Source organism: Neorhizobium sp. NPDC001467 (assembly GCF_050275975.1).
Taxonomy (GTDB): Bacteria; Pseudomonadota; Alphaproteobacteria; order Rhizobiales; family Rhizobiaceae; genus Neorhizobium.
Genome location: NZ_JBNNPS010000005.1, coordinates 238,375 through 264,773, shown reverse-complemented (window position 1 = coordinate 264,773; position 26,399 = coordinate 238,375). Strand labels below are relative to the sequence as shown.

The window sequence follows — 26,399 nt, the reverse complement described above, 5'->3', positions numbered from 1 at the left end:
CGACAGGACATGATTATCGGCATGGGCAGCGACCTGATCGACATCAGGCGCGTTGAAAAATCGATCGAGCGCTTCGGCGAGCGCTTCACGCACCGCGTGTTTACCGAGGTCGAGCGTGCCAAGTCCGACGGTCGCAAGAACCGCGCTGCCTCCTATGCCAAGCGGTTCGCCGCCAAGGAGGCATGTTCCAAGGCGCTCGGAACGGGCATCGCCCATGGCGTCTTCTGGCGCGACATGGGCGTCGTCAACATGCCCGGCGGCAGGCCGACCATGAAGCTGACCAACGGTGCATCCGAGCGGCTTTCGGCCATGATGCCCGCCGGTCACGTACCTCTGATCCACATCACCATTACCGACGAATATCCCTACGCCCAGGCCTTCGTCATCATCGAGGCCTTGCCGGCGGCCGATTGAAGCCGATTTGAGCCATTGCCGCCGATTGGCGAAGGGTTTAGAGAAAGCACCACTCCGCCGCAGATGGGTGGATCCGGAAGACAGAAAGCCGGAAGACAGAAAGAAAGACGTCCTCAGTGTCGAACACCGCAGAAGCAAAGCCGCAGAATGCTCTTTGGGAAAACATCAAGGTCATCATCCAGGCCCTGTTGCTCGCCATGGTCATCCGGACCGTCCTGTTCCAGCCCTTTACCATTCCGTCCGGCTCGATGATGCCGACACTGCTGGTCGGCGACTACATCTTCGTCAACAAGTTCGCCTACGGCTATTCAAAATATTCGCTGCCGTTCTCGCCGGACCTGTTCGACGGCCGTATCCTTGAATTCAACGAGCCGAAGCGCGGCGATGTCATCGTCTTCCGTCTGCCGCAGCAGCCCGAAATCGACTACATCAAGCGCCTTGTCGGCCTGCCGGGCGACCGTGTGCAGGTGACCAACGGCATTCTGCTGATCAACGGCCAGCCGGTGCCGAAGGTGCAGGACGGCACGTTCACCTCCGACTACCGCCTCGATCCGGGTTCCGACGTTCCGGTCTTCCGCGAAACCTTCGACAATGGCGTGACCTTCGACACGCTCGACCAGTCGCCCGTCTCGCGCGGCGACAACACCCGCGAATTCGTGGTGCCGGAAGGCCATTATTTCTTCATGGGCGACAATCGCGACAACTCGCTCGACAGCCGCTTCGACGTCGGCTACGTGCCGGCCGAAAATCTCGTCGGTCGCGCCAGCGTGATCTTCTTTTCGCTCGGCAATGACACCTCCTTCCGCGAATTCTGGAAATGGCCTGCCAACATGCGTTGGGACCGCTTGTTCAAGGTCGTCAACTGATGAAGGCGGCCACGCTTTCGGGCGATGAGCGCGCCAGGCTGGAAGACATTGTCGGCCACGTCTTTTCGGAGAAACAGTGGCTGGACCGGGCGCTGACCCATGCCAGCACCGGCACTGCCAAGAACGCCAATTACGAGCGGCTGGAATTTCTGGGCGATCGCGTTCTGGGCCTGTGCATGGCCGAACTCCTGTTTCGCACCTTCAAGAACGCCACCGAAGGCGAACTTTCGGTGCGTCTGAACCAGTTGGTCAGTGCCGAAAGCTGCGCGGCCGTTGCCGATGCGCTCGACCTGCACCGTTTCGTGCGCACCGGCGCCGACGTCAAGAAGCTGACCGGCAAGCGCATGCTGAACGTGCGCGCCGATGTGGTGGAAAGTCTGATCGCCGCGCTTTATCTCGATGGCGGGCTGGAAGCCGCCCGCGGCTTCATCGAGCGCAATTGGGCCGAGCGTGCCAACAGCGCCGACGCTGCCCGTCGCGACGCCAAGACCGAATTGCAGGAATGGGCGCATGCGAAATTCGCGCTCACCCCCGTCTACCGCATCAACGACCGTTCCGGGCCGGATCACGACCCGCGCTTTACTGTGACGGTCGAAGTGAATGGCGTTGCGCCCGAAACAGGCGTAGACCGTTCCAAACGCGCTGCCGAACAGGTGGCTGCCACGAAAATGCTCGAACGCGAAGGCGTCTGGCAGAAGAACCCTGCCGAAGGCTGAGGACCGATGACCGAACACGAAGACAATAATACCGGCCACGGGCCGGCCGATGACGCGCATTTGAGCGAAGTGCAGGGCGATGAAGCGCCGGCCGAAGCCGTGCCGGCCGGCCCGACCCATTCCGGTTTCGTGGCGCTGATCGGTGCCACCAATGCCGGCAAGTCGACCCTTCTCAACCGCCTCGTCGGCGCGAAGGTATCGATCGTCAGCCACAAGGTGCAGACGACGCGCGCCATCGTGCGCGGCATCGCCATTCACGACAATGCGCAGATCGTCTTCATGGACACGCCCGGGATCTTCAAGCCGCGCCGCAGGCTTGACCGTGCCATGGTGACATCGGCCTGGGGCGGCGCCAAGGATGCCGACCTGATCCTGCTTCTGGTCGACAGCGAGCGCGGTATTCGCGGCGATGCGGAAGCGATTCTCGAGGGCCTGAAGGACGTTCCGCAGCCGAAAATCCTCGTGCTCAACAAGATCGACCGCGTGCGCCCGGAAGATCTCCTGAAGCTTGCCGCACAGGCCAATGAAACGGTCTCCTTCGAGCAGACCTTCATGGTTTCGGCAACGACCGGTTCAGGCTGCGACGATCTCATGAATTTCCTGGCCAAGCGCCTGCCGGAAGGTCCGTGGTATTATCCGGAGGACCAGATCTCCGACCTGCCGATGCGCCAGCTCGCAGCCGAAATCACCCGCGAAAAACTCTTCCTGCGCCTGCACCAGGAACTGCCCTACGCCTCTCACGTCGAGACGGAAAAGTGGGAGGAAAAGAAGGACGGTTCGGTGCGCATCGAACAGGTCATCTATGTGGAGCGCGAGAGCCAGAAGAAGATCGCTCTCGGCAAGAACGGCGAGGCAATCAAGGCAATTTCCACCGCCTCGCGCAAGGAACTCTCCGAGATCCTCGAACAGCCCGTGCATCTCTTCCTGTTCGTGAAGGTGCGCGAGAACTGGGGCGATGACCCGGAACGTTTCCGTGAGATGGGGCTGGAATTCCCGCGGTCTTAAGATCTTGTGGGGCCACAGCGCCCACGCCCGTCATCCTCGGGCTTGTCCCGAGGATCTAATCACGCAGACAATGACGCCCAGCAGATCCTCGGGACAAGCCCGAGGGTGACGAAAGTGTGTGTAGGGCCCTTCCGCCTTTACTTCTTCCGGTCCATCAGCGCCTTGATTTCCAGATAACGGCGGCGATTGTCGGGGTCCTGCTCGTCGGCCGAATAGCAGGTGGTCGAGATGCAGAATTTCGTGAGCCCAAAGGGGGCCGTCGCCTTGTCGAACTGGCAGTCGATCGTGTTGGTGAAATCGTTCGGTTTCGGATTGTCACGCGTCGAATAGGTCAGGCGGGCGCCCGGCGGATCGAGTTCGGGAAAAGACTGAACCGTGCCGGTGGAAAGGACGGGCGTCATCAGGAAATTCCTGGCGACATTGACGCAGGCGTTTTCCAGCTCCTTCGACTGTGCCGCCGCCGGTGTGGAAACCAGCGTGAGCGACGGAGCCAGCATGAGGGCGGCGACGAGAGCGTATTTCATGAAATCTCCCTAAATTCGATTTCCGCTGGAACACGCAAGGAGGGCAATTGGTTCCGTCCGATGCTCGGAACTTTTGGAGTGCGGTAGCGGCGCCACACCAGATAGCCGAAAACAGTTCTTCCCGGAGCACTTATCGCTTAAAATGGGCTCGGCGCATCAGGGATCAAGATACACAAATCCATGCAGTGGCAGAGCGAAGCGATCATTCTCGGGGTCAGGCGTCACGGCGAATCGAGCGTGCTGGTCGAGGTGATGACGCGCGATCGCGGTCGCCATCTCGGCATGGTGCGCGGCGGCCGTTCGCGAACCATGCAACCGGTGCTGCAGCCGGGCAACCGGGTTGCGGTGGTATGGCGCGCGCGGCTGGATGAACATCTCGGCGAGTTCCGGATCGAGCCGGTCGAATTGCGTGCCGCGCGGCTGATGGAAACCGCGACGGCCGTCTACGGCGTGCAGGCCATGGGCGCTCTGTTGCGCCTGCTGCCCGAGCGCGATCCGCATCCGCATCTCTACGACGCGCTCGATGTCATTCTCGATCATATGGGCGATCCGCTCGACGCCGGCGAACTGTTCGTGCGGTTCGAGCTGGCGGTGCTTAACGATCTAGGTTACGGCCTGGACCTCACCGAATGCGCCGCCACCGGCCGTCGCGACGAGCTTGTCTATGTCTCGCCGAAAAGCGGCAAGGCGGTCTCGCGCGATGCCGGCGCGCCCTATGCCGATCGCATGCTGGCCCTGCCGCCGTTTCTGGGGCAGGGGGCGCAAAAATCCGCAACCCGCGCCGGCATGGCCGAGGCCTTTCGCCTGACCGGTTTCTTTTTGCATCGCCATGTCTATGAACCGCGCGGCATGAGCGAAAACTCCGCCCGCGACGGTTTCGTGCAGGCGGCGTTGAAGGCGATCGGCAGGATGGAGGAAGAGCGGCTGCGTCAGGCCGGCTAAACCGGAGCGGGCCAGCCTGAGAGTGCCCGGACAGGTTCGTCTGGCTCGGGCTGCCTGCTTTGGGCCGCTTCCTTTGGGCTGCTACCTGCGCCGTCTGTGTCAGGCCGGCTGCGCGCCAATGGCCGGGCGGTCCACCGGCTGTTCACGGATCGGCCAGTGCACGGCGGCCGCAAACAGTCCCATCGCCACGCCCAGCCACCAGACGATGTCATAGGATCCGAACCGGTCGTAAAGCACGCCGCCCATCCATACGCCAAGGAACGACCCTATCTGGTGCGATAGAAAGACGAGACCGCCCAGCATGCCGAGATGGCGGGTGCCGAACATGATGGCGACGAGGCCGTTGGTCGGCGGTACGGTCGACAGCCACAAGAGTCCCATGACGATGGCGAAGATGACGACCGACGTCGGCGATTGTGGCAAAAGCAGAAACGCCGTCACGGCGATCGAGCGGCCGACATAGATATAGGCGAGGAAATAGGGCTTCGAATAGCGCTGGCCGATGATGCCGGCAGCAAGGGAGCCTGCGATGTTGAAGAAGCCGATCAGCGCCATGGCGATGACCGCATATCTGGAATCGATGCCGATATCGCCGAGATAGGCTGGAAAATGCGCGGTGATGAAAGCCACCTGAAAGCCGCAGACGAAAAAGCCGCTGGTGAGGAGCAGGTAGCTTCTATGGCCAAAAGCCTCCCGCAGCGCTTCGCCGGCGCTTTGCTGGAACTGCGCCTGCGACTGGCTGCCGGACGAGGAATTGCCGCGCAGCGGATAGGCAAGAAGCGGCACCAGCAGCATCAGCGCCGCCATGATGGTGAGACTGTCCGACCAGCCATAGGTGGTGATCAGCGCCTGGCTGAGCGGCGCAAACAGGAACATGCCGGCAGACCCTGCCGCCGTGCCGATGCCGAACGCCATCGACCTTTGCTGCGGGGTCACATTGCGGGCGAAGGCGGAGAGGATGGTGCCGAACGAACCGGCGCCGACGCCGAGCCCGACCAGCACGCCACCGCCGACATGCAGCCAGAGCGGCGAAGCGGCATGCGCCATCATCAGCAACCCGACCGCATAGATGACGCCGGACAGGACAAGAACGCGACCGGTGCCGTATTTGTCAGCCGCCGCTCCGAAGAAGGGCTGGCTCAGCCCCCAGGCGAGGTTCTGAAGCGCCATGGCAAGCCCGAAGGTCGTACGGTCCCAGCCGGTATCGGTCAGCATGGGCAGCTGAAAAAAGCCCATGGCCGAGCGCGGGCCGAAGGTCAGCACGGCGATCAGGGAACCGGCGGCGATGATGAAAAGGGGTAGCTGCGGGCGGGCGACGGACGCCATGGAATGTCCTCCGGATGAAGGAACTACCTTAGCGCCGGCCGCGATTTTCCAAAAGCCAGTTTCGCTGACACCATCCATCACCGCCGTTGATGATGCGCAATCCTTTTCCCGCGTTACTGGAACAGCTGCAGCAACGTGCTCGGTGTCGAATTGGCGATCGACAATGCCTGAGTGGTCAACTGCTCGCGCGCCTGCAGTGCCTTCAGCCGCGTCGCTTCCTCATCCATGTCGGCATCGATCAGACCGCTGACACCCCCGGTGGTCCAGTCGCGCAGCGCCCCGACGAATTCTGTCTGCAGATCGACACGCGTTTTGAGCGCGCCGTAATCAGCGCCTGCATTGGTCAGTTGCAGCAACATCTTGTCGACGACGGAGACCATGTCGTCGATCTCGTCTTCCGTCGTTGTGTCCGAAAGCGAGATCTCGACCGCCGTGGCCGAATTGCTGTCGTTCACATGCAGGACCCAATTGCTCGCCGCAGCAGCCTCCTGCGCGTAATGGGTACTGGTAAGGATGCCGGCGCTGCCCCCCGTCGCCGTGGTCCTGTCGTCGATCAGCCCCAGAACCTCGCCCGTTGCCGCGCCGCCAAAGATGTCGAAATCGATGGTCTGCATCGACACGAGGCGATCCGTATCGCGGGTAAAGGATCCGACGACCGCCACTTTCGACGTACTGTCGTCGGTAATGTTCAGCCAGTTGACGTCGTTGAAGGTCGAGGACTTGGCGATCGACTGCAACTGTTCCTTAAGCTGCGTGATCTCCTTGTCCACCTTGGTCCTGTCGACGCCGGGCTCGCTTGCGGCAACCAGCTTCGACTTGATGTCGTCGACCACACCAATCGCGGCGTTGAGACCGTTATAGGCGATGTCGATCGTCGCGGCCCCGAGGTTCAAGGCATCCTGCACGGCTGCCATTGCCTTGTCGTCGGACTTCATCGTGCGGGCGATCGACCAATAGGCGGCGTCGTCGGCCGCATGACCGACCCGATAGCCTGTTGTCACCCGCGCCTGCGACTGGTCGAGGTCGTGACTGATGGAACGCAGCGTGCCAAGCGCCGACTGTGCTGCGGAATTGGTGATTATACTATACATACTACGCTCTACACGGAACTATAATCACGGTGGCCAAAAGTCCTGGATGCGCCAACAGAGTTAGCGACAAATAGGCTTTTGATAGCAGAATTTATGCGGCGATAACCTTAATGTGTGCTTAAGTCACAGTGCATATTTTATAGTTAACGTAATATAGATGTAGTAATAAATCGAAAACCTTCCTTACTATTATTGGTTAATGAAGGGTTTTACGCTGTCTTTACGGGCTCGACTTCCGCCTGTCGTCGGCCGAGGCGGCTTTCACGCCATAGGGTGAACGCGCCGGCACCGATCACGATCACGCTGCCGGCAATCATGTTGAGCGTCATGACCTCCTCAAACACGAAAACGCCGATCAGGCAGACGAGAACGGTCTGGACGTAAAAAATGGGCTGTACCGCCACGGCATCGAGCATGGAATAGGCGCGGATCAACAGATAATGGCCGCTCATGCCCGTGAAGCACAGAATGATCATCCAGAACCAGTCGTGAAAGGTGATGGTTGTCCAGTAGAAGGGACCGATCAGGCTGATCGCGGCAGCGCCCGCGACGCCGGTATAGAAGAACGCGGTCTGCGATGTGTCGGCGCGGCTGCCGAGACGGGTCAGGACCGAATAGAGCGCGAACATGGTGGTGCTGATCATCGGAATGATGATCTTCAGGTCGAAATTGGCATGCAGCGGATTAATGATCAGGAGAATGCCGGCGAAACCGACGCCGATCGCCGTCCAGCGGCGCCAGCCGACCTTTTCTCCGAGGATCGGCACGGACAGGCAGGCAACCACCAGCGGTGCGGCAGCAAAGATGGTATGGCTCTGCGCCAGCCCGACGCGCGAAAAGGAAAACACGGAAATGACGATCTGGGCGACGAGCAGGACACCGCGGGATATCTGCAGCAGCGGCCTGTTGGCGACGGTCGTGCGTTTCAATCCGCCGGTGGCGCGGCTGGCCAGAAACAGGGCGAAACCGGCAAAGGCCCAGTAGCGGATCATGGTGACGAAGATCGGCGGATAGGCCGTACCGAGATGTTTCGAAATGCCGTCCTGAATGGCGAAAATGCTCACCGCCAGAAGAGCAAACAGGAGGCCGGTCGTTCGAAATGTCATGGAGCGAAATCTCTGGCTTCGGACGTTTTTGCGTCCGGCATGCGGGCAGGGCGAAGATCGGTCCTCCCGCGCGGGCAGTCGATCACTCTGCCTGACCCGGGTGTTGTTGTGGAATGCCGCGTACAGGTCAAGCGGGCCGGGCCAGGAAATGGTACGGCTGTGCAGAAATCGCGGTCTTGCGGCAAGGCGCTTGCCCTTTTTGCCGTCAAAGGTCGGCGCAGTCATGACCGCCGACCAGACCGGAGCGAAGGGGCAGCCGGTTGGTCGTCAGGATGATGGATAGCGACAGGAGACCGCTGCGTCCTACAACGCAGCCGGCCAATCCTTTCCGCCGTGTCCCGATCGGCGCCCGTCAGTCGCGGCGCTTGATGGTCCAGCCTCCGGCACGGTCTTCGAGAACCCTGGCGGTATCGCCCAGTGCAAGCCTGCCGGTACCGCGGGGCACCGCATTCCAGCCGAACAACGGTCCGGGCACGCGGCGATCTCCCGACATGCGGAGACGGCCCATGGCGGGCATGGGGCTCGGCACGGCGCGCGAACCGGTCTTCTGGTCCTGCGTGGTCATGATGCAGCGGGCACAGGGCTTGACCAGATCGAACCGGATGCCGCCGATCTCGATCGCCGCCCAGTCGTCCTCCGCCCATGCCGCGTCATGGTCGATGACGATATTGGGGCGGAAACGATCCATGCCGACCGGCTCCTCGCCGTGTGCTGCGATGTCTGCATTGAGTGCGGCAAGCGACCCGGTCGTGGTGATGAGCAGCGGATAACCATCGGCAAAGGTGACGGGGGAATTGTCGCCGGCCCATTCCACTGAGGCGGTGCGGTGGGCACGCGCGTCGAAGAAGACAAGCCGCACGTCGCGCTCCAGCCATTCGGACAGGGTTGCGTTGACGGCTTCCGGCGCCAGTGCGGCGGAAAGGGCTGATTTCCACACGACGACATCGAGCCGGCGATCCGGCGTTTCGAAGCGGACGTCGAGCGAGCCGTGGCCGTCCATGGCGAGCGTAGTCTTTCCCGCCGCGTCCACCGGCATCGCCTTCACCTGAGCAAGCGCCTGCAGGTCGCGCTGGGTGAGAAACTGTCCTTTAGGATCGGTCACCATCATCACCCGGTCGCCGGGAATGCCCGTGGCGGTGATCTCGGCAGCCTCGAGCGCAATGCCGCGGCCGCTCTTGAGGGGATAATGGTGAAGTTCCGTAATGCGCATGCCTTAACCCGTTATCTCGTCCAGGAACATGTCGCGGATCGTCTTCAGCCGCTCATGCCGTTGCGTCGCCAACTGCCGTCCCGCTTCGGTCTTGAAGCCTGCGGCGAGTTTGAAAAGCTTTATCTCGAAATGATCGATGGCGTAACGCTTGTCGTCGAGCGGGCGCTCGAGCCCACGCGGATCGACCGGATCGTAGAGCGCCGATGCCATGCGCCCGGCTATGTAGAAACAGCGGGCGGCACCCAGCATGCCGATCGCGTCCAGCCGGTCGGCATCCTGCAAAATCCGGGCCTCCAGGGTCTGTGGCGCAAGATTGGCGGAAAAGCTGTGCGTGGTAATGGCGTGGGCGACGGCAGCCACCTCGTCGTCCTCCCAGCCCAGCGCCTGGAGGATGGCCGTGGCCTTGTCCGCCGCCAGTCGCGACGCCTGATCGCGCAGGGGGGAGTTCTTTTCCACCGCCACGCAATCGTGCAGAAGCACGGCCGCGGCAAGAACCCGGCCGCTACCGCCTTCCTCGGCGTGAATGCGCATGGCATTTTTGAACACGCGCAGGATATGAGCGATATCATGCGAACCGTCATCGCCTTCGGTCGCATGCGGGATCAACTGGGCGGCAAGCGCCTCGTGCGGCGCAAATGCCGCGGCGAGAGAGAGGGTCACGGGCGAGGTCCTTCCGCTGCACCGGCAGAATCGGCCGGTCGTCTGTTGCCGTCCTTCTTCACCAGGATGCGCTGATAGAAAAGCCCGATGCCGATCAACACCGCACCCAGCCCCATGAAGGACAATGCCCGCAGGATGCCTTCGAGGCTGGACATGTCGATCAGGAAGACTTTCAGCACCGCGACCAGGACGAGCCCGGCCGAGGCCAGCCGCAGGCTGCGCTGGTTGAGGCGCGAGCCGAGCACCAGAAGGACGATGCCGAGCAGGAGCCAGACCACCGAATAGGTATAGGTTTCGGCTGCCGCAAACCCCTTCCAGTCGGCGATGTTTTCGCCCTGCCAGAACCGTCGCACCGATAGCGTCGCCCACAGGAAGCCGAGGATGCCGCCGGCGATCGCCAGCATCAGCACATAGGGTCTGGGCCGGCGCTCGCGGGCGAACCAGGCCACCAGCCCATAGGCCATCGCCGGCAGGAGATAACCGATCAGGAGAAGGTTGACGAAGGGCCAGGCCCCGGTGCTTTCGCCCGTCAGATAGGGGTTCAGCGCAAAGACGTGCAGCGACAGCACGTTGACGGTGGCTATGACGCCAGCGATCATGGAACCTATCCGCAGAACCGGGCTTGGCGCCTTCATGTCAAGCATCATCAGGATGCCGGAAAAGCCGACGGTGATGAGCGTATAGATCGACTGTTCGCCAAGCGTCGGGACGCCGGCCTCCAGCGTGCCGCCGTTCATGGCGTGGCGCACCAGAACCGCAACTGTAATCAGTGCCGAAAGCGAGGCGAGCGCCTGCAATATGTTGCGGATGCGGAAATCGGCGGAATGCCGCATCCACCATGCCGATACGATGACCAGCAGCGTCGGAATGCCGTAACCGGGCAGAAGCGCATTGAAGAAAGGCGTCGTGCCGAGGCTGTTGGCGCCGATCACCGTCGGTTCCCAGGCGATGCGGCCGAAAACGATCAGCGTGGCGGCCGCCATCATCCATGGCAGCGCCGGCCAGGCGCGCAGGCGCAGGCGCAGGCCGAGCATGTAGAGGAAGCCGAGGCCGGACATCAGAAGCGTGGTGGCAATGCCGTTGGTAAGCGTGTGCAGGGCCAGCGTGAAGCCCGCAAAAGAGCCGGCAACGAGCAGGTTGGCCGGCCAGTCCATGCCGGTTTCGCCAGCAATGTCATGGGCCGTGGCCACGCCGGCCTTGCTCTCACGCGTCGACGACCGGTGTCGAAACAGCCATTCGGCGCCGGCCAGAAGCGCAACACCAAGGGCAATGCCGTAGAGGCCGTGGGTCCAGTCGCGGTCGAGCCGGCCGAAGGTGAGAAAGCTGATCGTGGCAATCGCCACCGGCACGGCCGGCATCAGCAGGGTCCAGATACGCGAAAACGCCTCCTCGCTGGCACGGAAGCGTTTGAGGAAAACGAAGCCGAGCACGGGGAAGACGGCGCCGAGAAGGAGATGGATACCGATCTGCGGCTCTGCCGACGCTGCCGTGTTGAGCACCTCTCCGTCGAGAAGGGTGGGGACCACGTCCATGCCATCCGAGGTGATGATGGCCATGCTCGCCACCGCACCGAGCGCCGACAGAATGGCCGCCCAGACCGCATAGGTGCGGATTGCGCCAAGAGCCGCGAGCGCGGCCAGCAGCAGGCAGGCAAAGGTCGTGCGATCAAACGTGCCGGACGGATCGGACGAAAGAAGAGCAAGCGCAAAAAGGCCGGTGACCAGCGAGATGGACAGGGTCGTCTGTAGCGGCATGCGGCCAAGCAGGGCGGAAATGCCGCTCCTTTCCGGGCCAATCAGGCTGGCATAGCGCCCGGGCCAGTAGAAGGCCGTGCCGGCCAGCATGGCAAGTATCGCAAGCGTTGGCGCCAGCATGCCGGCATCCTCGTCGACGCCGGCGAGATAGGCAAGCGACCAAAGGCCGAGACCGATCGTGGCAAGCGTGGGTACCACCGTCCAGTGGCGGATGCGCGAGGCGGCGATGACGGCAAGCCAGACCAGCGTCAGAAAGGCGAAAAGCGTGCCGGGATTGGGGTTTTCGCTCGCTACCAGCGCCGGTGTCACCAGCGAGGCAAGCAGGCCAAGTCCTGCCAGCGCCTGGCCATGCAGGAGCGACAGGCCGATCGTGGCGAGAGAGACGAGCGCCAGCGCAAGGAAGGCGGGCGTCTGCCCTATAAAACCGTAAACTGCATGAGCGGCAAAGATTGCGCCCATCAGCGTAACGGTGCCGGCCGCCGTCAGCGCGCCGGGGATCATCGCATTGGCGAAGCGGTCGGACAGTGCCGGCATGGCGCGGCGGCGCAAAAGCTCGCCGCCGCCCATCAGGACAAGGCCAAAAAGCGCCGCAAGGCCCAGACGCGCCGCAGGCCCGAGCAGACCGGCCTCGATCGTGTATTTGACAAGGAAGAGACCGCCGAAGGCAAGCGCAATGCCGCCGACCCAGACGGCCCAGCGCGCACCGAGCCAGCTTTCGAGGCTTTCGCGTTCGTCCGCTTCGCGTGCGGCAAGATCAGGACCCGCCACGGGGCGATCGGCGGCAAGCGACCCGGCGGCCGGCGTTTGCGGCGGGGTGGAGATGGCATCCGTCGGCGCGACGGTCGCAGCCGCGGGCGCCGGGGTGGTCGCTGCTGGCGTCGGCTCGCCGTGCGCATGCCCTTCCGCGCTTGTCGGGAGCACAGCCGCGCTGCCCGCCGAGCCTTCCGGGGCGACGGTCGATACCCCGGTCGGGACCGTCAGCCCGGCCGCAAGGTCCTGCACGACGGCGGCGGGCTGCGTCTCTTCGGCCAATCGGCTCATGCCCGTCACCCGCGCCTGCAGCGCCTTGATCTCCTTTTCGAGACGGTCCACCCGCGACGCCATCTTGCGCTGCGTGGCAAGTCCGATGATGAGGAGAAGGAAGATCAGGTACGGAAACAGCGGTAGCACGATACGGTGACCTCGAGACGTTTGCGATAGGCGCGGTGCCGATCAGGAATGCAGTCCATGTTTAAATGCAAATGTCGCGATCGGAGCAAGCGTAACTGACGCCGTTTGCACTTGATTTGTACACGGTCGAAACTTGTCTTCCCTGGGCTGCGACCATCGATGAACGGCAAGGGGCGGGTTCCCTCGCGAAACCCGCCCCTTGCTTCTTTCCTAAGACTGCACGCGCCCGAGGCAAATCCGGCGGTCAGACCGCCAAAGGTCCGCTCTCGCCATCCGGCGCGTGTTTGTCAGTCTGAGAAGGAAGGTCTTTTGTCTTCTGCTCGTCGAATGTCAGCTTTACCTGTCTGGACAGGTCGTTGCCGACTGTGAACCATTCGTCGCTCTTTGCCCAGTAACGCAGGGTCACGGTGGCTGAGCCATCGTTGAAATCGGACACGAAGGTGATGGGCGCCGGGTTCTTCAGCACCCGCTCATCCGCAGCGACCAGATCCCGCAGCAGCTTTTCGGCGCGCGCGATATCGATCTTCTCGCTGGTCGTGACGGTGATATCGTGGCGGCGCTTGTCGAGCCGGCTGTAATTGGTGATCGGCACGTTCCAAAGCGTGGAGTTCGGGGCAAGGCGATAAATGCCGTCGACCGTGCGAAGCTCGGTTGCGAACAGGCCGACATCGACCACGATGCCCTTGACGTTGCTGGTCTCGATGGATTCGCCCACGCGGAAAGGGCGCAATACGAGAAGCATGATGCCTGCGGCGATATTCTGCAGCGTTCCCTGAAGGGCAAGACCGACGGCAAGGCCGACTGCGCCAAGGGCGGCGAGAACCGAAGCCGTCTGCACGCCGAACTGACCGAGCACCATGACGACGACGAGAACAAGGATCGCGTAGCGAATGATGTTGGAGAAGAACTGCGCCAGCGTCGCATCGATGCCGTGGATGCGGCCAAGGCCATTGCGCGCCCAGCGGCCGATCAGCCCGGCTGCCAGCCAGCCGAGAATAAGCAGAATGATGGCGCCAACGACGGAGAATGAATATTGCACGGCAAGCGCGCTTAACTGAGCAAGAGCCGCCCGCGTTGCGACGACAAAATCCGATGCCTGATCCATATCGGCGATGTGCTCCTTCTATGTGCCTGGCGTCAATGCATGACCAGATGGCGACATTGCTTCGGGGAGCTTAATTGGAGCAAAATGAACGGACGTCAACCATCCATCGGGTTTTTCGTAATACTCTATAAAACCATAGGAATACTCGGTTTTATGCTCGCTGCAAGATGTTCACTCACAGGTTGAGGGGGAGGATGAAGGACACGGTTCCGTCGGTATCGGCACCGCGGCCGATCGCCTTGACGGCGGCGACGAGGCGCCCTTCGCGCTTCAAAATCCGGTCGCCGATCTCGATCAGGCGGCTGTTCGGCGTCGCATGCGGGGCGACCGTGCGCAGCCGCGCCACCAGATCGAAATCGTCTTCCCGAGGCGTGGTGGCGAGGGCAGCGATCAGTGCCGCCGCAGGTGATCGTGAAACGCCCATCCAGCAATGCACGACGAGCGGAAAATTCCGGTCCCAACCCGCCATATAGGCAATCAGGCGCTCGACATGCGCCTCGTTCGGGGCGATCAGGTTGCCGGTTCCGGCAAAGGCGATGTCGTTCATCGCAAGCTTCAGGTGCCGGTCGGCCGCAATCACCGCCGGGCGGTGAAAATCCTGTTTCTCGGCGATAAGGCTCACCATTTCGCGGGCGCCATGTCGCACCGCCAGTTCGGCGATCCGAGCAAGCGGGCAGACAATGATCGCAGTCATCGGCCCGCCGTTCCCCGTTGCGCCTCGATCTCGTCGAAACGGGCCTGAAAGAGCCTCTGCGCCTCGGTGGCGGGCAGGGGTTCGAGTGTCAGCATGTCGCGCGTCACGCCGTTCGGCACGCCGAAGAATTTCCGTGCTTCCGCCAGCGAGAAGCCGGCAAGTTCGGTCGCCTCGAAAAAGGCGGCAACCGAATCGGCGCGCTTGATACGGGTCTTCAAATCCCGCGAGGCATGTGCCGGCAGGCCGAAACGCAGGTGGATGGCGGCTTCCAGCCGGGCTTCCACGGTCTTGTAGCCGCCGCCGACGACAGATTTGAACGGTGAGATCATGTCGCCGATCACGTATTCGGGTGCATCGTGCAGCAGCGTCATCAGCCGCTGTTCCGGCGTGGCGACAGGGTCGGTCAGCGAGAATACCTGCTCGACGATCAGCGAGTGCTGCGCCACCGAAAAGGCATGGTCGCCGCGCGTCTGGCCGTTCCAGCGGGCAACGCGGGCAAGGCCGTGGGCAATGTCGGAAATTTCGACATCAAGAGGCGAAGGATCCAGCAGGTCCAGCCGCCGGCCCGAAAGCATGCGCTGCCAGGCGCGTGCCGCCTTGGTGCCTGCGCCCTGAATGCTCACGGCTGTGTCTCTCCCGCGCCGGTCGGGAAGGAAAGGCCGGCCCAGTCCGGCAGGTTCAGCGTGACCGGCAGGCCGGCCGCAGTGAGCGGGATAGATTGGTCAAGCGCTTCGCCGACACGATCGATGCGCACGATCGCGAGCCCCTGCGTGCCCGCGGTCGAACCGAGCACGCCCACCGGCTTTGCTCCGGCAAGGATCTCCGTGCCGCGTTCAGGCAGGTCCTGTTGAGCGGCGACGATCACAACACGGCGGCGCGCCGTGCTGCGATGCTGCATGCGCGAAACCACTTCCTGGCCGACATAGCAGCCCTTGCGGAAGGACAGCCCGCCATCCTTGTCGAGGAGGATGTCATGCGGGAACGCGTCCTGTAGCGCAAAATCGTGACCGGAAACGGCAAGCCCGGCACCGATGCGCAAGGCGTGATAGGCCGAGGGATCGCCCTCCGCCTGTTTTCCGATGGCACGCACGAGGTCGATGCCGGCCTTGGCGAAGGCTGCGTCCGCAACGCCGCCGGCCAAAATCTCGCCGCCCCAGGCGACCGTCACGCCGACGTCCGTCATCATGGCGATCTCGACGGCCGCCCGCAGCTTGTACATCGTCAGGCGTCGCACCAATGCGTCGCGCTCCGAGGTGTCGATCTCGATCGCAAAACCGTCATCGATCCGCCAGATCAAGAAATCGAACAGGATTTTGCCTTGCGGTGTCAAAAGCGCCCCATGGCGGGCTTCCCCGCCGGGCAGGCCGAGGATATCGGTGGTCACCAGATTATGCAGGAAGTCCTGCGCGTCCGCGCCGGTGACGGTCAGGAGAGCGCGGTCGGGAAGGAAGGCTGACGGCATATTTTCACCCGCATGGATCGAACGGCGCTTCCCGGCGCAGGCATGCGCGGGCGAAGCAGGCTCAAGAGGTAAGGTTTCGACGCGGTGAGGGCAAGCGCCAGAGATCGCCGTTCCCGGCAATCGAATTCGCTATCAATCGCCGCTGACGATGAATTTCCACTTGCCGTCGGGCGAGATGCCGACGCGATAGAAATTGTAGCCGCCGGCCTCGTCCATGGCGGCAAGATCGCCGGCAGTGACAATCCGCAACAGCTCCACCTTTTCCGGTGGCGTCAGGTCGGACAGCGGTTTTCCGACGAAATAGGGCCAGACATAGACCTCGTCCGGCGTGCCGGCTTCGATGCGGGCGACCCCGGTCTGCATCAGGTCGAGCATGATCGCGAGAATTTCCAGCCCGTCCTGATCGCCGGAAAAGCTTTTGAGCGTTTCGATCGGGTCCTCGTTTTCGCCGGGCGCGTCGGTTTTCCGGGCACCCGGATCCATGATCGGGCGCATGCGTTCGACATCGCCCGAGGCAGCAGCCTCGACGATGGCCTGGCGCAGCTTGCGCACCGGCTCGGGCAGCTTGCTCAGATCGTGGATGATCTCGGCCTTAACGGCGGTCTCCGCTTCGGCCTGCGCCGCAGGATCAGGCTTTTCAGGGACGGGCTTTTCAGTGGCAGGCGGAGTGGCCTGGCTGTGCTGGTTTTCCAGGACAAGCGGTGCTGCCTCGCGTCGCGTGGTCGAATCGGCACCTTGGGTGCCCAAGGCGTCTCCCCGCGTCACGCCGGTCAAAGCGCGTGCCTGAGGTGCCTGCGCCAGTGCTGTCGCGCTCACAAGAGCGCCGGCAAGCAGGATGCGGGAAAAACGGCTATTGGGCATGATGATACTGGCGTTCCTGTTGGAAAGCTTCGACCTTACACGAAATTTGCAAGACACGCTTACTGAATGATGCGCTGGGGCGAAAATTCGCCAGCCAGCATGCGTTCCCGCAGCGACTGCAGCATTGCTTCCGCACCGGCTTCACCATGCGTGCGAATGGTTTCACGCATAGCCAGCGCGATGGCGGCATCTGCAATGATTTCAGGTTCGATGCCGTCGGCGCGGCCATCGGCCCAGGCCTCGTTCTGGTATTCGAGCGCCACCTGCATCTTTTCGTGAACAATCATCTCGTCGATGTCGTTGCGGGCTGTCTGCATAATGATCCTCTTTCCGGCGTCGGGTTGTTACCGGCGCGTTAACAAGACTACCAGCCTTTTATCAAAACGACACGGCTGGCGAGCAAAAGAGGTAAATAAACACTTAATTACCGTAGCGGGCGGCGATTTCCGCGGCAAGTGTTGCCCCTTCGGCACGGTATGCCTCCTCGGCTGCGCGTGCGGTGGGGGTGCAGACGGTGTGAACGGAAGCGAACGAACGGTAACCGCGGTTGAAGGCGGCCGTCATTCTTTCCCGCCGTTTCGGCTCGTTGGCCGTTTCCGAATCGATCAACGTCTGCATGGACGCGCGCCAGTTCGACTGCTTTTCGCCACACAGCATGCGCAAATAATGCACCGATCCCAAAATCTCGGAAAGCCGGGACAGTCGGTCGTCGTAGGGTGCGGGCTTTTCCACAGGCGGCGTGGATTCGGCCGGCGGAGGCGGTGTCGCCGCCTTTTTTTGCGCGAGCACCGGGGTCCCGGCAAGCGCCAGGCTCGCGGTCACAAAGCAGAGGGTAAGGCGTGCGCGCAGCGTCATCGAAGGTCCGAAGCATAAATCGACGGCGAATCTGCCGCGATCATTTTGCGGTCTTTTAGCCCTTTGCCGGCCGCGCCGCCAGCCGCTCGACGCAATCGAGAACGCTGGGCGGCACCGGCAGGGTGCGGATTTCATCGACCGTATACCATCCGGCGTCGGCGGCATCATCGGCCGCGAGCGCTTGCGTCGTGGCGTCGGCCTTCACCAGAAATACGGAAAGGAAGAAATGGCTGAGCACGGCGCCATCATGCGATTCGGTTTTCAGATCATAGGTCGCGAACAGTTCGGGGTCGGTGACAGGGATGCCGGTTTCCTCGAAGAACTCGCGCACGGCCGTCTCCGCCGCTGTTTCCCCCGGCTCGCCGCGACCGCCCGGAAAGGCAAACAGATCGGCCGAGGGCGGGTTGATACGACGAATTAGCAGAAAGCGGCCATCGCGTTCGAGGATGGCGGAAGAGGCGGGGCGAGGGAACGATTCGCTCATGCGGCCGTCAATGTCGGAATATTGCTGACATCCACGTCGCGCTCCGCATGCCACGCATCATAGGCAGCCTGCATGCGCAGCCAGATCGCCGCGCCATCCCCGAACATTTTCCCCAGTCGCGCGGCGACGTTGGGCGATATGGGTTTGCGTGCCTGTAGGATGTCATAGAGCTGCTGGCGAGAAATGCCGAGCAGTCTTGCGATCTCCACCTTGCTCTTGCCGGTCGCGGGGATGATGTCCGCCAGAAGCGCACCGGGATGAGAAGGGCATCGCGCGGCAGGTCTTTTTACCTCATGGTCCGTCATCGCTGTCAGCCTCAGTGATGTTGCTCGAAATCGACGCGGACGGCATCGTTGCCGTCAAATTCGAAGGTGATGCACCATGGACCGTTGATATGAACCGTGTAGCGCGTCGGATCGAAACCACGCAATGCATGGAAATCGAAGCCAGGAAGGTTCATGCCCTCGGGGCGTTCAGCCATATCGAGGCGGTCCAATCGCACCAATATCCGCTTGTGCATCTTCGCATTAATCCGACCGGTTTTGCCGGTTTCGAACAGCGGAGCCAGGGCCTTGCTCCGGAAAGATCGGATCGTGAGCCGATGGAAGCATCAGGCTTACGTTTCGTCAAGGCTCTCCACGTCTATGATGGATGCTCAAGCGTGTTTACGATCGCAGGCATCGGATCACCTCATGATTCTGAGGTCATGCGAAGAGCGCAAAAGATCAGCCCGGAGCTTCGGATGGCCAAAACCTACACCCTCTACGCCCTTGCCGCGCTCCTTGAGATCGCCGGCTGTTTTGCCGTATGGGGCTGGCTGCGATTGGAAAAGCCTGTCTGGTGGCTCGCCCCGGGGGTGATCAGTCTGGTTCTGTTTGCGTGGCTCCTGGCGCTGGTGGAAAGCGAAGCGGCGGGGCGGACCTATGCGGCCTATGGCGGCATCTATATCCTTGCCTCCATCCTGTGGCTGATGGCGGTGGAGGGCCGCGTGCCGGATCGTTGGGACGTCGCCGGTGCCGGGCTTTGCCTGATTGGTTCGGCCGTGATCCTGTTTGGCCCGCGCGGCGCCTGAAAACGCTCCGCTTGACCCTCCCGCACGCGGGTGCGATGACAGACCGATGTGCGGACGATACGCCCTGACGACCACACCCGACGACGTGCTGAATTTCGTCAGCGTCTCGCTGGTGGAAGATTTTCCGCCGCGATACAATATCGCGCCGACGCAGCCCATTCTCGTCGTCATGCAGGCGGAAAGGCCCGATCCTCGCAGTAACGAACCGGATCGCCGCGCCTTTCTGGCGCGCTGGGGGTTCATTCCGGGCTGGGCAAAGGACCCCAGGGACCTCAGTCTGATGATCAACGCGCGCGCCGAAACCGCCATCGGCAAGGCATCGTTTCGCGCAGCCATGCGCCACCGTCGCATACTCGTGCCGGCATCCGGGTTTTATGAATGGCGGCGGCCGGAAAAGTCCGGCGAGGAAAAGTCGCAACCCTACTGGATCCGTCCGAAAGAGGGCGGGCTCATCGCCTTTGCCGGGCTGATGGAAACCTATGCTTCAGCTGACGGGTCCGAGATCGATACCGCCGCCATCCTGACCACCGGCGCCAATCTCTTCATGAAACGCATCCATGACCGTATGCCGGTGGTGATCGGCCAGCAGGATTTCAGTCGCTGGCTGGACTGCAAGACGCAGGAGCCGCGCGCGGTGATCGATTTGATGAGAGCGGCAGACGAGGATTTTTTCGAAGCCATTCCCGTATCGGACCGCGTCAACACGGTGGCGAACATGGGCGCCGACCTGCAGCACCCGGTGCAGGAGCTTGCGCCGCTGCCGATTGTCAAAGGCAAAAAGACGCCGGACGACAAACAGCTTTCGCTTTTCTGAGATCGCGCTATGACCGCCCCAGCATTTCCCGTTTGACCGGATATCATTGATGGATCTGTTTTCCGCCGCTCTTGCCGGCTTTGCGCTGGGTGGTTCGCTGATCGTGGCGATCGGCGCCCAGAATGCCTTCATCCTGCGGCAGGGGCTCATCCGCAGCCACGTCTTCATACTCTGCCTGATCTGTGCCACGTCGGACGCGGTGCTGATCGCCGCGGGCGTGGGTGGCCTGGGGACGCTGGTGTCGCGTTCGCCCATGCTGATCGCGGTCGTCACCATCGGCGGCGTGGCTTTTCTCGGCACCTATGCCGTGATGGCATTCAGGCGCGCATGGCGTCCGTCCGCGCTGGTGGCCGGAACGCCGCAGGGCATGCCGCTGCGCGCTGCGGTGATGGCCTGCCTCGCCTTCACCTTTCTCAATCCGCATGTCTATCTGGATACGGTGGTGCTTCTGGGCAGCCTGTCGGCCGCGCATCACGGCGCGGCGCGTCTGGCCTATGGCGCCGGCGCCGTTGCGGCGTCGTTCACCTGGTTTTTCGCTCTTGGCTACGGCGCACGGTTTCTGGCGCCGCTGTTTGCCAGGCCATCGGCCTGGCGCGTTCTGGACCTGCTGATCGGCCTTGTCATGGCGCTGCTTGCCACTGGCCTTCTGGTCAGCTTTCTGGCCGGACGATAGGCCGACTGAAATCAGGCCTTTTTGGCCGGGCTGCGCTTCAGCATCATGGTTGCCGCAATCACGGCCTTGATGCCCAGCGGGCGCTGAGGCGCGTGCAGGTGGTTATGGGTCTTCTGTACAGGGGCCTTGTGGCTGCTCATCTCGTTATCCTCTGGAGCGATCTTCTGATCGACGGCCGCTTTTACCGCCAAACGGGGCGAAAATGCGGTGCCGTCCTAGCGATCCGGAGGCTTTTTCATAAAGGCGTCATCTTGCCGCAGACTGTAGCTGCAATGCAGCATTCATCCTGCGGTGCAGGACATCACGGCGAGGCGTGATCGTCTTCGATGGTGATCGTGCCATAGCGGCGGTGCCAGGCGCGGGCGCTGAATGGCAACATGGCGAGATAGGCGATCACGGTAAACGACAGCACTTCCCAGGTGAAGCTCATCAGCAGCGCGACATAGATGACGACGCCAAGAATGACCGGCAGCATAAGATCGCGGCGGATGCGCGTCTCCGACTTGCCCGACCAGATCGGCAGACGGCTGACCAGAAGATAGGCCATCAGAACGGTATAGGCGGAGGCGAGATAAGCGACCCAGCCCCCGAGCGGCACGCCGAGAAAGCCGAGATAGACCGGCAGCAGAACCAGTGCGGCCCCCATCGGGGCGGGCACGCCAACGAAGAATTCCGACTGCCACGGTGCCTTGACCTGACGGTCTTCCATGACGTTGAAACGCGCCAGACGCAGGCCGGCGGCAATGGCATAGATCAGCGCGGCGATCCAGCCCAGCGACCGGGCGCCATCGAGAACATAGGCATAAAGCACGAGGGCCGGGGCGACGCCGAAATTGATGATGTCGGCAAGGCTGTCCATCTGCACGCCGAACTTCGACGTCGCCTTGAGAAGACGGGCAATCCGCCCGTCGATCCCGTCAAGAAACGCGGCGAGAAGAACCATGCCGACCGCCAGTTCGAACCGTCCTTCGAAAGCCAGGCGGATGCCGGTAAGACCCGCGCAGATGGCAAGCACGGTGATGACATTGGGGATCATCAGCCGCAGCGGAATTTCGCGAAGACGCGGGCCGCGACCGCTATCGTCGCGCGCAGCCGAAGCCGCGTCCCTGTGCGTCTCGTCGTCATGGGTGATCGGCGGTTCGGTCGGCTGTTCCATTTTCGTGCTCCCCTTCCGCCTGATCGGCCAAATTCGTCAAGAGCCGGCAAAGACCGGCAAGCGCCCTTGTCAGTTGCGACGGCTGACGACCGGGCCCTTGCCCGAACCGAATTCCGCCAGCACCGTCTCGCCGCCGATGGCGCGCTGGCCGATCGAAACGCGCGCCTCGCCGCCGGCCGGCACATAGACGTCAAGACGCGAACCGAAGCGGATCAGGCCGAAACGCTCGCCAGCCTCCAGCGGTTCGTTCGGTTGCACGAAGCACAGAATGCGACGGGCAACCAGACCCGCGATCTGCACGACGCCGAGCTTGCCATGCTTGCTCTCGATGACGAGACCGTTACGCTCGTTGTCCGACGAGGCCTTGTCGAGTTCGGCATTGATGAACTGGCCCGAACGATAGGCGATCTGGCTGATGCGACCGCGCACGGGCGCGCGGTTGATGTGGCAGTCGAACACGTTCATGAACACGGAAATGCGCAGCATCGGCTCCAGGCCGAGATCGAGTTCCGCCGGGGGCACGACCATGGCGACATGGCTGATGCGACCATCGGCCGGGCTGATGACCAGATCCTCGTCCTGTGGCACGACGCGTTCCGGATCACGGAAGAAATAGGCGCACCAGGCAGTGAGGATGAGACCGATCCAGAACAGGGGTTCGGCGATCAGGCCAAGCACCAGCGACACCACGAAGAATGCGGCCACGAACAGGTAGCCCTCCTTGTGGATCGGGACGAGCGTGTTGCGAATGGTGTCGAGTAGGTTGATCAACCGTGTTCTCCTGCGTTGTCAGCGAACCCTGACTACATAAAAACCGTTTTCACGGCAATGTAGTTCCGAAAATGCTGGGCCAGCCCTGTTGACAGAACTCCTCGCGCACGGACGACGGATTATTGAACATCGCCGGCATGCGGCGCCACGGCAGGAAGTCTGATATGTAAGCATTTGCCGCTGGCACGTTGCCAGTGATGCTGGACGCGATAAATGCTTATAACGCATTCATCCTCGGCGCCAGCGCCCCTCTCGTCCTGGACAAGATGGAGCGTGGCGCCGAGACAAGTCAACGACTTAGAGCTGCGAAAACGCGAGCTTTTCCGCTCAACGCCAGCCCATGGCCGGCGCGACGTGCTTCAGGATCGCCTCGATGACATGCGCGTTGTAATCGACGCCCAGCTGGTTCGGTACGGTCAGGAGCAGCGTGTCGGCCTCGGCGATCGCCTCGTCTTTTTTCAGATCCTCGACCAGCTTGTCCGGCTCGCCGGCATAGGAGCGCCCGAAGATGGCGCGGGTCTTTTCGTCGAGGAAACCGATCGAATCGTCTTCCTTTCCGCCATTGCCGAAATAGGCGCGGTCACGGTCGTCCACCAAAGCAAAGATGCTGCGGCTGACGGAGACGCGAGGCGTGCGCGTATGGCCGGCGTCCTTCCAAGCTTCGCGATAGGCACGGATCTGCTTGGCCTGCTGGATGTGGAAAGCCTCGCCGGTCTCGTCGTCCTTGAGCGTGGAACTCTGCAAGTTCATGCCGAGCTTGGCCGCCCATTCGGCCGTCGCGTTCGAGCCTGCACCCCACCAGATGCGATCGCGCAGACCTTCGGAATGCGGTTCGAGTCGCAGCATGCCTGGCGGGTTGGGAAACATCGGCCGCGGATTGGGCTGGGCGAAACCGTTGCCTTTCAGAACTTCCAGCAGGATCTCGGTATTGCGGCGCGCCATGTCCGCTTCACTTTCCCCTTCGCCCGGCTGATAACCAAAATAACGCCAGCCATCGACCACCTGTTCCGGCGAGCCACGGCTGATGCCGAGCTGCAGGCGGCCTTGCGAGATCAGATCGGCGGCGCCGGCATCCTCCGCCATGTAGAGCGGGTTCTCGTAGCGCATGTCGATGACGCCGGTGCCGATCTCGATCTTTTTCGTGCTTGCGCCGACAGCCGCAAGCAGCGGGAAGGGCGCAGCCAGCTGCCGGGCAAAATGGTGAACGCGGAAATAGGCCCCGTCCGCGCCGAGTTCTTCGGCGGCGACCGCAAGATCGATCGATTGCAGAAGGGCATCACCGGCCGAACGCGTGCCGGATTGCGGGGAGGGCGACCAGTGGCCGAAAGAGAGAAAGCCGATCTTCTTCATGACTTTGCCTTTGTTGGCTAACATGACGACCACACGAAGATCCGTCTTCGTCACCGATCGCCATGCTGCGCATTCTTTGAATGTTGCACCACAGATGGCATAGAGGCCGGCCTGTTCACAGTTGCGACGCGGTGAACAGTGCGTCGCCGCTGCGTCTGCTGCAGCGCGCTACCTCATCGGGCCGCCTGCGGATCGACCCAACCCATCCAGGTGGTGAATGCCAGAAGCGGAGAGCCCCAGAAGATCAGCACCAGCGCGTAGGCGATGCCGACACTGCCGAGCACGATCAGCCTGGTTTTGCGATTGCTTTTCATGATTTTCCCCTTGCGGCTCATTCGCCGGCCGGCTGACCACGCTGGACCACGCCGAGATCGTCGTTTTCGCGCACCTGGCGCAGATGTTCTTCCGCCTGCGTGGCCTCGCGCTGGCGGTTCCACATCGAGGCGTAAAGGCCACCCTGTTCGATCAGAGCGGCATGCGTGCCGCGTTCGGCAATCTCGCCGGCCCGCAACACGATGATCTCGTCGGCATTGATGACGGTTGACAGGCGGTGCGCGATCACCAGCGTCGTACGGTTTTTCGAGACCACATCGAGCGCCGACTGGATCTCGTGTTCGGTCGTGGTATCGAGCGCCGAGGTCGCCTCGTCGAGAATGAGGATTGGCGGGCCCTTGAGCACGGTGCGGGCGATCGCCACGCGCTGCTTTTCACCGCCCGACAGTTTTAGCCCGCGTTCGCCGACCTTGGTTTCGAAACCATCCGGCAGTTGTTCGATGAATGTGCCGATCTGGGCGATATCGGCGGCCGCCCGGACTTCCTCGTCGCTGGCGGCGGGGCGACCGTAGCGGATATTGTAAGCGATCGTATCGTTAAACAGCACGGTATCCTGCGGCACCATGCCGATGACGGCGCGAAGCGATGCCTGCGTGACATCGCGCACGTCCTGCCCGTCGATGGTGACGGACCCCTGCTGCACATCGTAGAAGCGATAGAGAAGGCGGGATATGGTGGATTTTCCGGCACCCGAAGGGCCGACGATCGCCACCGTCTTGCCGGCCGGCACGGCGAAGGATACGCCTTTCAGGATGGGCCGTTCGGGGTCATAGGCGAAATGAACATCGTTAAAGGCGATCGCAGCCTGGCCGGCCGCCAGCGGTTGTGCGCCGGGACGGTCGACCACTTCCGCCTCGACTTCGAGAAGATCGAACATCTGTTCGATATCCGTCAGGCCCTGACGGATTTCGCGGTAGACGAAGCCGATGAAATTGAGCGGGATCGACAGCTGCATCAGAAGCGCGTTGACGAAAACGAAATCGCCGATCGTCTGTTCGCCCCGCTGCACGGCGAGCGCCGACATCACCATCATGACGGTTTGGCCGAGGCCGAAGATGACGCCCTGGCCGAAGTTCAGCCAGCCGAGCGAAGTCCAGACCTCCGTCGCCGATTTCTCATATTTGACCATCGAGGCGTCAAAGCGTCTGGCTTCCATATCCTCGTTGCCGAAATATTTGACGGTTTCGAAATTGAGGAGCGAATCGATTGCCTTGGAATTGGCCTCGGTATCGCTGTCGTTCATCGAGCGACGGATGGCGATGCGCCAGTCGCTCGCCTTGATGGTGAACCAGATATAGGCCCAGACGGTGACGGCGGTGACGACCACGTACCAGAACCCGTAGGCCGCCCAGAAGATGATCGCCGTCAGCACGAATTCGAGCAGCGTCGGCACCGAATTGAGGATGGTGAAACGAACAATGGTTTCGATGCCCTTGGTGCCACGCTCGATGATGCGCGACAGGCCGCCGGTCTTGCGTTCCAGATGGAAACGCAGTGACAGCTGATGCATGTGCACAAAGGTCTTGTAGGCGAGCTGGCGCACCGCATGCTGGCCGACGGAGGCAAACAGCGCGTCCCGCAGCTGGTTGAGGCCCACCTGCAAGAGCCGGGTCAGATTGTAGAAGACGACGAGCACGACGGCGCCGAGCAGGAAGGCGGGCAGGATGCCGGCCATGTCGAGCCTGCCGTTCAGTGCGTCCGTCGCCCATTTGAAGAAATAGGGCACGGATAGCAGGACGAGTTTGGCCAGCACCAGATAAAAGGTCGCCCACAGAACGCGCGCCTTCAGATCGGCACGCCCCGTCGGCCACATATAGGGCCACAGGTTGACGAGTGTGCCGAGCGGATTGCCGCTATCCGCCGAAACGGTCTTCTTTTTCGATGCCATGAAATGCTGGTCCCGGGAGGCGAGGGGTACGCGGAGCGCTATGTCGCGGACATAGGCGCGAAGGCGCACGGATGCAATGACATGGTCATGAAACTTG

The 26,399-nt window shown here is 62.2% G+C and carries 31 protein-coding genes; 8 read left to right on the top strand and 23 right to left on the bottom strand.

Annotation, left to right across the window (positions count from 1 at the left end; translation table 11 throughout):
• Nucleotides 1-9: 9 nt before the first annotated feature.
• The 4 genes from acpS (at nucleotide 10) to era (ending at nucleotide 3,001) form a co-directional block, all read left to right on the top strand.
• Nucleotides 10-414, top strand: coding sequence for a holo-ACP synthase (gene acpS / locus ACQKKX_RS13215; RefSeq protein WP_427571143.1), 405 nt, complete (start codon nucleotides 10-12; stop codon nucleotides 412-414).
• A 116-nt stretch (nucleotides 415-530) separates the two neighbouring features.
• Complete coding sequence (gene lepB / locus ACQKKX_RS13210; protein ID WP_427571142.1) at nucleotides 531-1,280, top strand: signal peptidase I; 750 nt, start codon at nucleotides 531-533, stop codon at nucleotides 1,278-1,280.
• Nucleotides 1,277-1,996, top strand: coding sequence for a ribonuclease III (gene rnc, locus ACQKKX_RS13205; protein ID WP_427571200.1), 720 nt, complete (start codon nucleotides 1,277-1,279; stop codon nucleotides 1,994-1,996). Before lepB ends, rnc begins: the two co-directional genes overlap by 4 nt.
• A 6-nt stretch (nucleotides 1,997-2,002) precedes the next feature.
• A complete protein-coding gene (era, locus tag ACQKKX_RS13200; protein WP_427571141.1) occupies nucleotides 2,003-3,001 on the top strand; it encodes a GTPase Era in 999 nt (332 codons plus the stop codon).
• Between the two features lie 137 nt (nucleotides 3,002-3,138).
• Here the strand turns inward: era and ACQKKX_RS13195 are convergent, their stop codons facing one another.
• Nucleotides 3,139-3,525, bottom strand: a complete 387-nt coding sequence (locus ACQKKX_RS13195; RefSeq protein WP_427571140.1) for a hypothetical protein — start codon at nucleotides 3,523-3,525, stop codon at nucleotides 3,139-3,141.
• Nucleotides 3,526-3,705: 180 nt separating this feature from the next.
• Between ACQKKX_RS13195 and recO the strand changes: the two genes are divergently transcribed.
• Entirely contained in the window at nucleotides 3,706-4,467 is a 762-nt protein-coding gene (gene recO / locus ACQKKX_RS13190) for a DNA repair protein RecO (protein ID WP_427571139.1), read from the top strand.
• Nucleotides 4,468-4,566: 99 nt separating this feature from the next.
• On the opposite strand, the gene ACQKKX_RS13185 is transcribed toward recO, so the two are convergent.
• The 16 genes from ACQKKX_RS13185 to ACQKKX_RS13110 all read right to left on the bottom strand — a co-directional run bounded on the left by ACQKKX_RS13185 (nucleotide 4,567) and on the right by ACQKKX_RS13110 (nucleotide 18,837).
• Nucleotides 4,567-5,793 (bottom strand): MFS transporter, encoded by a 1,227-nt coding sequence (locus ACQKKX_RS13185; RefSeq protein WP_427571138.1) that lies wholly within the window; start codon nucleotides 5,791-5,793, stop codon nucleotides 4,567-4,569.
• A 113-nt stretch (nucleotides 5,794-5,906) separates the two neighbouring features.
• Entirely contained in the window at nucleotides 5,907-6,884 is a 978-nt protein-coding gene (locus ACQKKX_RS13180) for a flagellin (RefSeq protein ID WP_427571137.1), read from the bottom strand.
• Nucleotides 6,885-7,093: 209 nt separating this feature from the next.
• Nucleotides 7,094-7,990 (bottom strand): DMT family transporter, encoded by an 897-nt coding sequence (locus ACQKKX_RS13175; RefSeq protein WP_427571136.1) that lies wholly within the window; start codon nucleotides 7,988-7,990, stop codon nucleotides 7,094-7,096.
• Nucleotides 7,991-8,342: 352 nt separating this feature from the next.
• The gene (locus ACQKKX_RS13170) at nucleotides 8,343-9,200 is read right to left on the bottom strand and encodes an MOSC domain-containing protein (RefSeq protein ID WP_427571135.1); all 858 of its coding nucleotides are present in this window, start codon (nucleotides 9,198-9,200) and stop codon (nucleotides 8,343-8,345) included.
• A gap of 3 nt (nucleotides 9,201-9,203) precedes the next feature.
• The gene (locus ACQKKX_RS13165; RefSeq protein WP_427571134.1) at nucleotides 9,204-9,860 is read right to left on the bottom strand and encodes an HD domain-containing protein; all 657 of its coding nucleotides are present in this window, start codon (nucleotides 9,858-9,860) and stop codon (nucleotides 9,204-9,206) included.
• Nucleotides 9,857-12,787 carry a DUF2339 domain-containing protein gene (locus ACQKKX_RS13160; RefSeq protein ID WP_427571199.1) on the bottom strand — a complete coding sequence of 977 codons (2,931 nt, stop codon included), beginning with the start codon at nucleotides 12,785-12,787 and terminating at the stop codon, nucleotides 9,857-9,859. Before ACQKKX_RS13160 ends, ACQKKX_RS13165 begins: the two co-directional genes overlap by 4 nt.
• 241 nt (nucleotides 12,788-13,028) lie before the next feature.
• Entirely contained in the window at nucleotides 13,029-13,889 is an 861-nt protein-coding gene (locus ACQKKX_RS13155; RefSeq protein ID WP_427571133.1) for a mechanosensitive ion channel family protein, read from the bottom strand.
• Nucleotides 13,890-14,064: 175 nt separating this feature from the next.
• Nucleotides 14,065-14,583, bottom strand: coding sequence for a tyrosine phosphatase family protein (locus ACQKKX_RS13150; RefSeq protein ID WP_427571132.1), 519 nt, complete (start codon nucleotides 14,581-14,583; stop codon nucleotides 14,065-14,067).
• Entirely contained in the window at nucleotides 14,580-15,158 is a 579-nt protein-coding gene (locus ACQKKX_RS13145; RefSeq protein ID WP_427571198.1) for a hydrolase, read from the bottom strand. Before ACQKKX_RS13145 ends, ACQKKX_RS13150 begins: the two co-directional genes overlap by 4 nt.
• A gap of 44 nt (nucleotides 15,159-15,202) precedes the next feature.
• Nucleotides 15,203-16,045 carry a YgfZ/GcvT domain-containing protein gene (locus ACQKKX_RS13140; protein ID WP_427571131.1) on the bottom strand — a complete coding sequence of 281 codons (843 nt, stop codon included), beginning with the start codon at nucleotides 16,043-16,045 and terminating at the stop codon, nucleotides 15,203-15,205.
• A gap of 132 nt (nucleotides 16,046-16,177) precedes the next feature.
• Nucleotides 16,178-16,906 carry a hypothetical protein gene (locus tag ACQKKX_RS13135; RefSeq protein WP_427571130.1) on the bottom strand — a complete coding sequence of 243 codons (729 nt, stop codon included), beginning with the start codon at nucleotides 16,904-16,906 and terminating at the stop codon, nucleotides 16,178-16,180.
• A gap of 59 nt (nucleotides 16,907-16,965) precedes the next feature.
• A complete protein-coding gene (locus tag ACQKKX_RS13130) occupies nucleotides 16,966-17,223 on the bottom strand; it encodes a hypothetical protein (protein ID WP_427571129.1) in 258 nt (85 codons plus the stop codon).
• Between the two features lie 103 nt (nucleotides 17,224-17,326).
• Nucleotides 17,327-17,761 carry a TIGR02301 family protein gene (locus ACQKKX_RS13125; RefSeq protein ID WP_427571128.1) on the bottom strand — a complete coding sequence of 145 codons (435 nt, stop codon included), beginning with the start codon at nucleotides 17,759-17,761 and terminating at the stop codon, nucleotides 17,327-17,329.
• 55 nt (nucleotides 17,762-17,816) lie between these two features.
• Complete coding sequence (locus ACQKKX_RS13120; RefSeq protein WP_427571127.1) at nucleotides 17,817-18,245, bottom strand: NUDIX hydrolase; 429 nt, start codon at nucleotides 18,243-18,245, stop codon at nucleotides 17,817-17,819.
• The gene (locus ACQKKX_RS13115) at nucleotides 18,242-18,550 is read right to left on the bottom strand and encodes a HigA family addiction module antitoxin (RefSeq protein WP_427571126.1); all 309 of its coding nucleotides are present in this window, start codon (nucleotides 18,548-18,550) and stop codon (nucleotides 18,242-18,244) included. The genes ACQKKX_RS13120 and ACQKKX_RS13115 overlap by 4 nt, the downstream gene beginning before the upstream one ends.
• Nucleotides 18,551-18,561: 11 nt before the next feature.
• Complete coding sequence (locus ACQKKX_RS13110; RefSeq protein WP_427571197.1) at nucleotides 18,562-18,837, bottom strand: type II toxin-antitoxin system RelE/ParE family toxin; 276 nt, start codon at nucleotides 18,835-18,837, stop codon at nucleotides 18,562-18,564.
• Between the two features lie 150 nt (nucleotides 18,838-18,987).
• Here ACQKKX_RS13110 and ACQKKX_RS13105 point away from each other — a divergent pair, with 150 nt between their 5' ends.
• From ACQKKX_RS13105 to ACQKKX_RS13095, 3 genes are read left to right on the top strand one after another with little or no spacing between them, the layout of a single operon-like run.
• A complete protein-coding gene (locus ACQKKX_RS13105) occupies nucleotides 18,988-19,317 on the top strand; it encodes a YnfA family protein (protein WP_427571125.1) in 330 nt (109 codons plus the stop codon).
• A 46-nt stretch (nucleotides 19,318-19,363) separates the two neighbouring features.
• The gene (locus ACQKKX_RS13100; protein WP_427571124.1) at nucleotides 19,364-20,131 is read left to right on the top strand and encodes an SOS response-associated peptidase; all 768 of its coding nucleotides are present in this window, start codon (nucleotides 19,364-19,366) and stop codon (nucleotides 20,129-20,131) included.
• A gap of 55 nt (nucleotides 20,132-20,186) precedes the next feature.
• Nucleotides 20,187-20,804, top strand: a complete 618-nt coding sequence (locus tag ACQKKX_RS13095; RefSeq protein WP_427571196.1) for a LysE/ArgO family amino acid transporter — start codon at nucleotides 20,187-20,189, stop codon at nucleotides 20,802-20,804.
• Nucleotides 20,805-20,815: 11 nt separating this feature from the next.
• Here ACQKKX_RS13095 and ACQKKX_RS13090 read toward each other — a convergent pair whose 3' ends face one another.
• From ACQKKX_RS13090 to ACQKKX_RS13065, 6 genes are all read right to left on the bottom strand, one after another.
• Nucleotides 20,816-20,944: a hypothetical protein gene (locus ACQKKX_RS13090; protein WP_427571123.1), complete on the bottom strand. Its 129-nt coding sequence runs from the start codon at nucleotides 20,942-20,944 to the stop codon at nucleotides 20,816-20,818.
• A 161-nt stretch (nucleotides 20,945-21,105) separates the two neighbouring features.
• Nucleotides 21,106-21,960 (bottom strand): CDP-diacylglycerol--serine O-phosphatidyltransferase, encoded by an 855-nt coding sequence (gene pssA / locus ACQKKX_RS13085; protein ID WP_427571122.1) that lies wholly within the window; start codon nucleotides 21,958-21,960, stop codon nucleotides 21,106-21,108.
• A 69-nt stretch (nucleotides 21,961-22,029) separates the two neighbouring features.
• Nucleotides 22,030-22,728, bottom strand: coding sequence for a phosphatidylserine decarboxylase (locus tag ACQKKX_RS13080; RefSeq protein WP_427571195.1), 699 nt, complete (start codon nucleotides 22,726-22,728; stop codon nucleotides 22,030-22,032).
• Between the two features lie 330 nt (nucleotides 22,729-23,058).
• Complete coding sequence (locus ACQKKX_RS13075; RefSeq protein ID WP_427571121.1) at nucleotides 23,059-24,081, bottom strand: LLM class flavin-dependent oxidoreductase; 1,023 nt, start codon at nucleotides 24,079-24,081, stop codon at nucleotides 23,059-23,061.
• Nucleotides 24,082-24,254: 173 nt separating this feature from the next.
• On the bottom strand, nucleotides 24,255-24,395 hold the full coding sequence (locus ACQKKX_RS13070) for a hypothetical protein (protein ID WP_427571120.1): 141 nt from the start codon (nucleotides 24,393-24,395) through the stop codon (nucleotides 24,255-24,257).
• Nucleotides 24,396-24,412: 17 nt separating this feature from the next.
• Complete coding sequence (locus ACQKKX_RS13065; RefSeq protein WP_427571119.1) at nucleotides 24,413-26,302, bottom strand: ABCB family ABC transporter ATP-binding protein/permease; 1,890 nt, start codon at nucleotides 26,300-26,302, stop codon at nucleotides 24,413-24,415.
• Nucleotides 26,303-26,399 lie beyond the last annotated feature (97 nt).

Bases quoted from the DNA above. Each gene is read 5' to 3' on its own strand.
- acpS (WP_427571143.1), top strand. From the start codon at position 10: ATGATTATCGGCATGGGCAGCGACCTGATCGACATCAGGCGCGTTGAA.
- era (WP_427571141.1), top strand. From the start codon at position 2,003: ATGACCGAACACGAAGACAATAATACCGGCCACGGGCCGGCCGATGAC.
- ACQKKX_RS13195 (WP_427571140.1), bottom strand. From the start codon at position 3,525: ATGAAATACGCTCTCGTCGCCGCCCTCATGCTGGCTCCGTCGCTCACG.
- recO (WP_427571139.1), top strand. From the start codon at position 3,706: ATGCAGTGGCAGAGCGAAGCGATCATTCTCGGGGTCAGGCGTCACGGC.
- ACQKKX_RS13185 (WP_427571138.1), bottom strand. From the start codon at position 5,793: ATGGCGTCCGTCGCCCGCCCGCAGCTACCCCTTTTCATCATCGCCGCC.
- ACQKKX_RS13180 (WP_427571137.1), bottom strand. From the start codon at position 6,884: ATGTATAGTATAATCACCAATTCCGCAGCACAGTCGGCGCTTGGCACG.
- ACQKKX_RS13175 (WP_427571136.1), bottom strand. From the start codon at position 7,990: ATGACATTTCGAACGACCGGCCTCCTGTTTGCTCTTCTGGCGGTGAGC.
- ACQKKX_RS13170 (WP_427571135.1), bottom strand. From the start codon at position 9,200: ATGCGCATTACGGAACTTCACCATTATCCCCTCAAGAGCGGCCGCGGC.
- ACQKKX_RS13155 (WP_427571133.1), bottom strand. From the start codon at position 13,889: ATGGATCAGGCATCGGATTTTGTCGTCGCAACGCGGGCGGCTCTTGCT.
- ACQKKX_RS13150 (WP_427571132.1), bottom strand. From the start codon at position 14,583: ATGACTGCGATCATTGTCTGCCCGCTTGCTCGGATCGCCGAACTGGCG.
- ACQKKX_RS13145 (WP_427571198.1), bottom strand. From the start codon at position 15,158: ATGCTTTCGGGCCGGCGGCTGGACCTGCTGGATCCTTCGCCTCTTGAT.
- ACQKKX_RS13140 (WP_427571131.1), bottom strand. From the start codon at position 16,045: ATGCCGTCAGCCTTCCTTCCCGACCGCGCTCTCCTGACCGTCACCGGC.
- ACQKKX_RS13135 (WP_427571130.1), bottom strand. From the start codon at position 16,906: ATGCCCAATAGCCGTTTTTCCCGCATCCTGCTTGCCGGCGCTCTTGTG.
- ACQKKX_RS13130 (WP_427571129.1), bottom strand. From the start codon at position 17,223: ATGCAGACAGCCCGCAACGACATCGACGAGATGATTGTTCACGAAAAG.
- ACQKKX_RS13125 (WP_427571128.1), bottom strand. From the start codon at position 17,761: ATGACGCTGCGCGCACGCCTTACCCTCTGCTTTGTGACCGCGAGCCTG.
- ACQKKX_RS13120 (WP_427571127.1), bottom strand. From the start codon at position 18,245: ATGAGCGAATCGTTCCCTCGCCCCGCCTCTTCCGCCATCCTCGAACGC.
- ACQKKX_RS13115 (WP_427571126.1), bottom strand. From the start codon at position 18,550: ATGACGGACCATGAGGTAAAAAGACCTGCCGCGCGATGCCCTTCTCAT.
- ACQKKX_RS13105 (WP_427571125.1), top strand. From the start codon at position 18,988: ATGGCCAAAACCTACACCCTCTACGCCCTTGCCGCGCTCCTTGAGATC.
- ACQKKX_RS13100 (WP_427571124.1), top strand. From the start codon at position 19,364: ATGTGCGGACGATACGCCCTGACGACCACACCCGACGACGTGCTGAAT.
- ACQKKX_RS13090 (WP_427571123.1), bottom strand. From the start codon at position 20,944: ATGAGCAGCCACAAGGCCCCTGTACAGAAGACCCATAACCACCTGCAC.
- pssA (WP_427571122.1), bottom strand. From the start codon at position 21,960: ATGGAACAGCCGACCGAACCGCCGATCACCCATGACGACGAGACGCAC.
- ACQKKX_RS13075 (WP_427571121.1), bottom strand. From the start codon at position 24,081: ATGAAGAAGATCGGCTTTCTCTCTTTCGGCCACTGGTCGCCCTCCCCG.
- ACQKKX_RS13070 (WP_427571120.1), bottom strand. From the start codon at position 24,395: ATGAAAAGCAATCGCAAAACCAGGCTGATCGTGCTCGGCAGTGTCGGC.
- ACQKKX_RS13065 (WP_427571119.1), bottom strand. From the start codon at position 26,302: ATGGCATCGAAAAAGAAGACCGTTTCGGCGGATAGCGGCAATCCGCTC.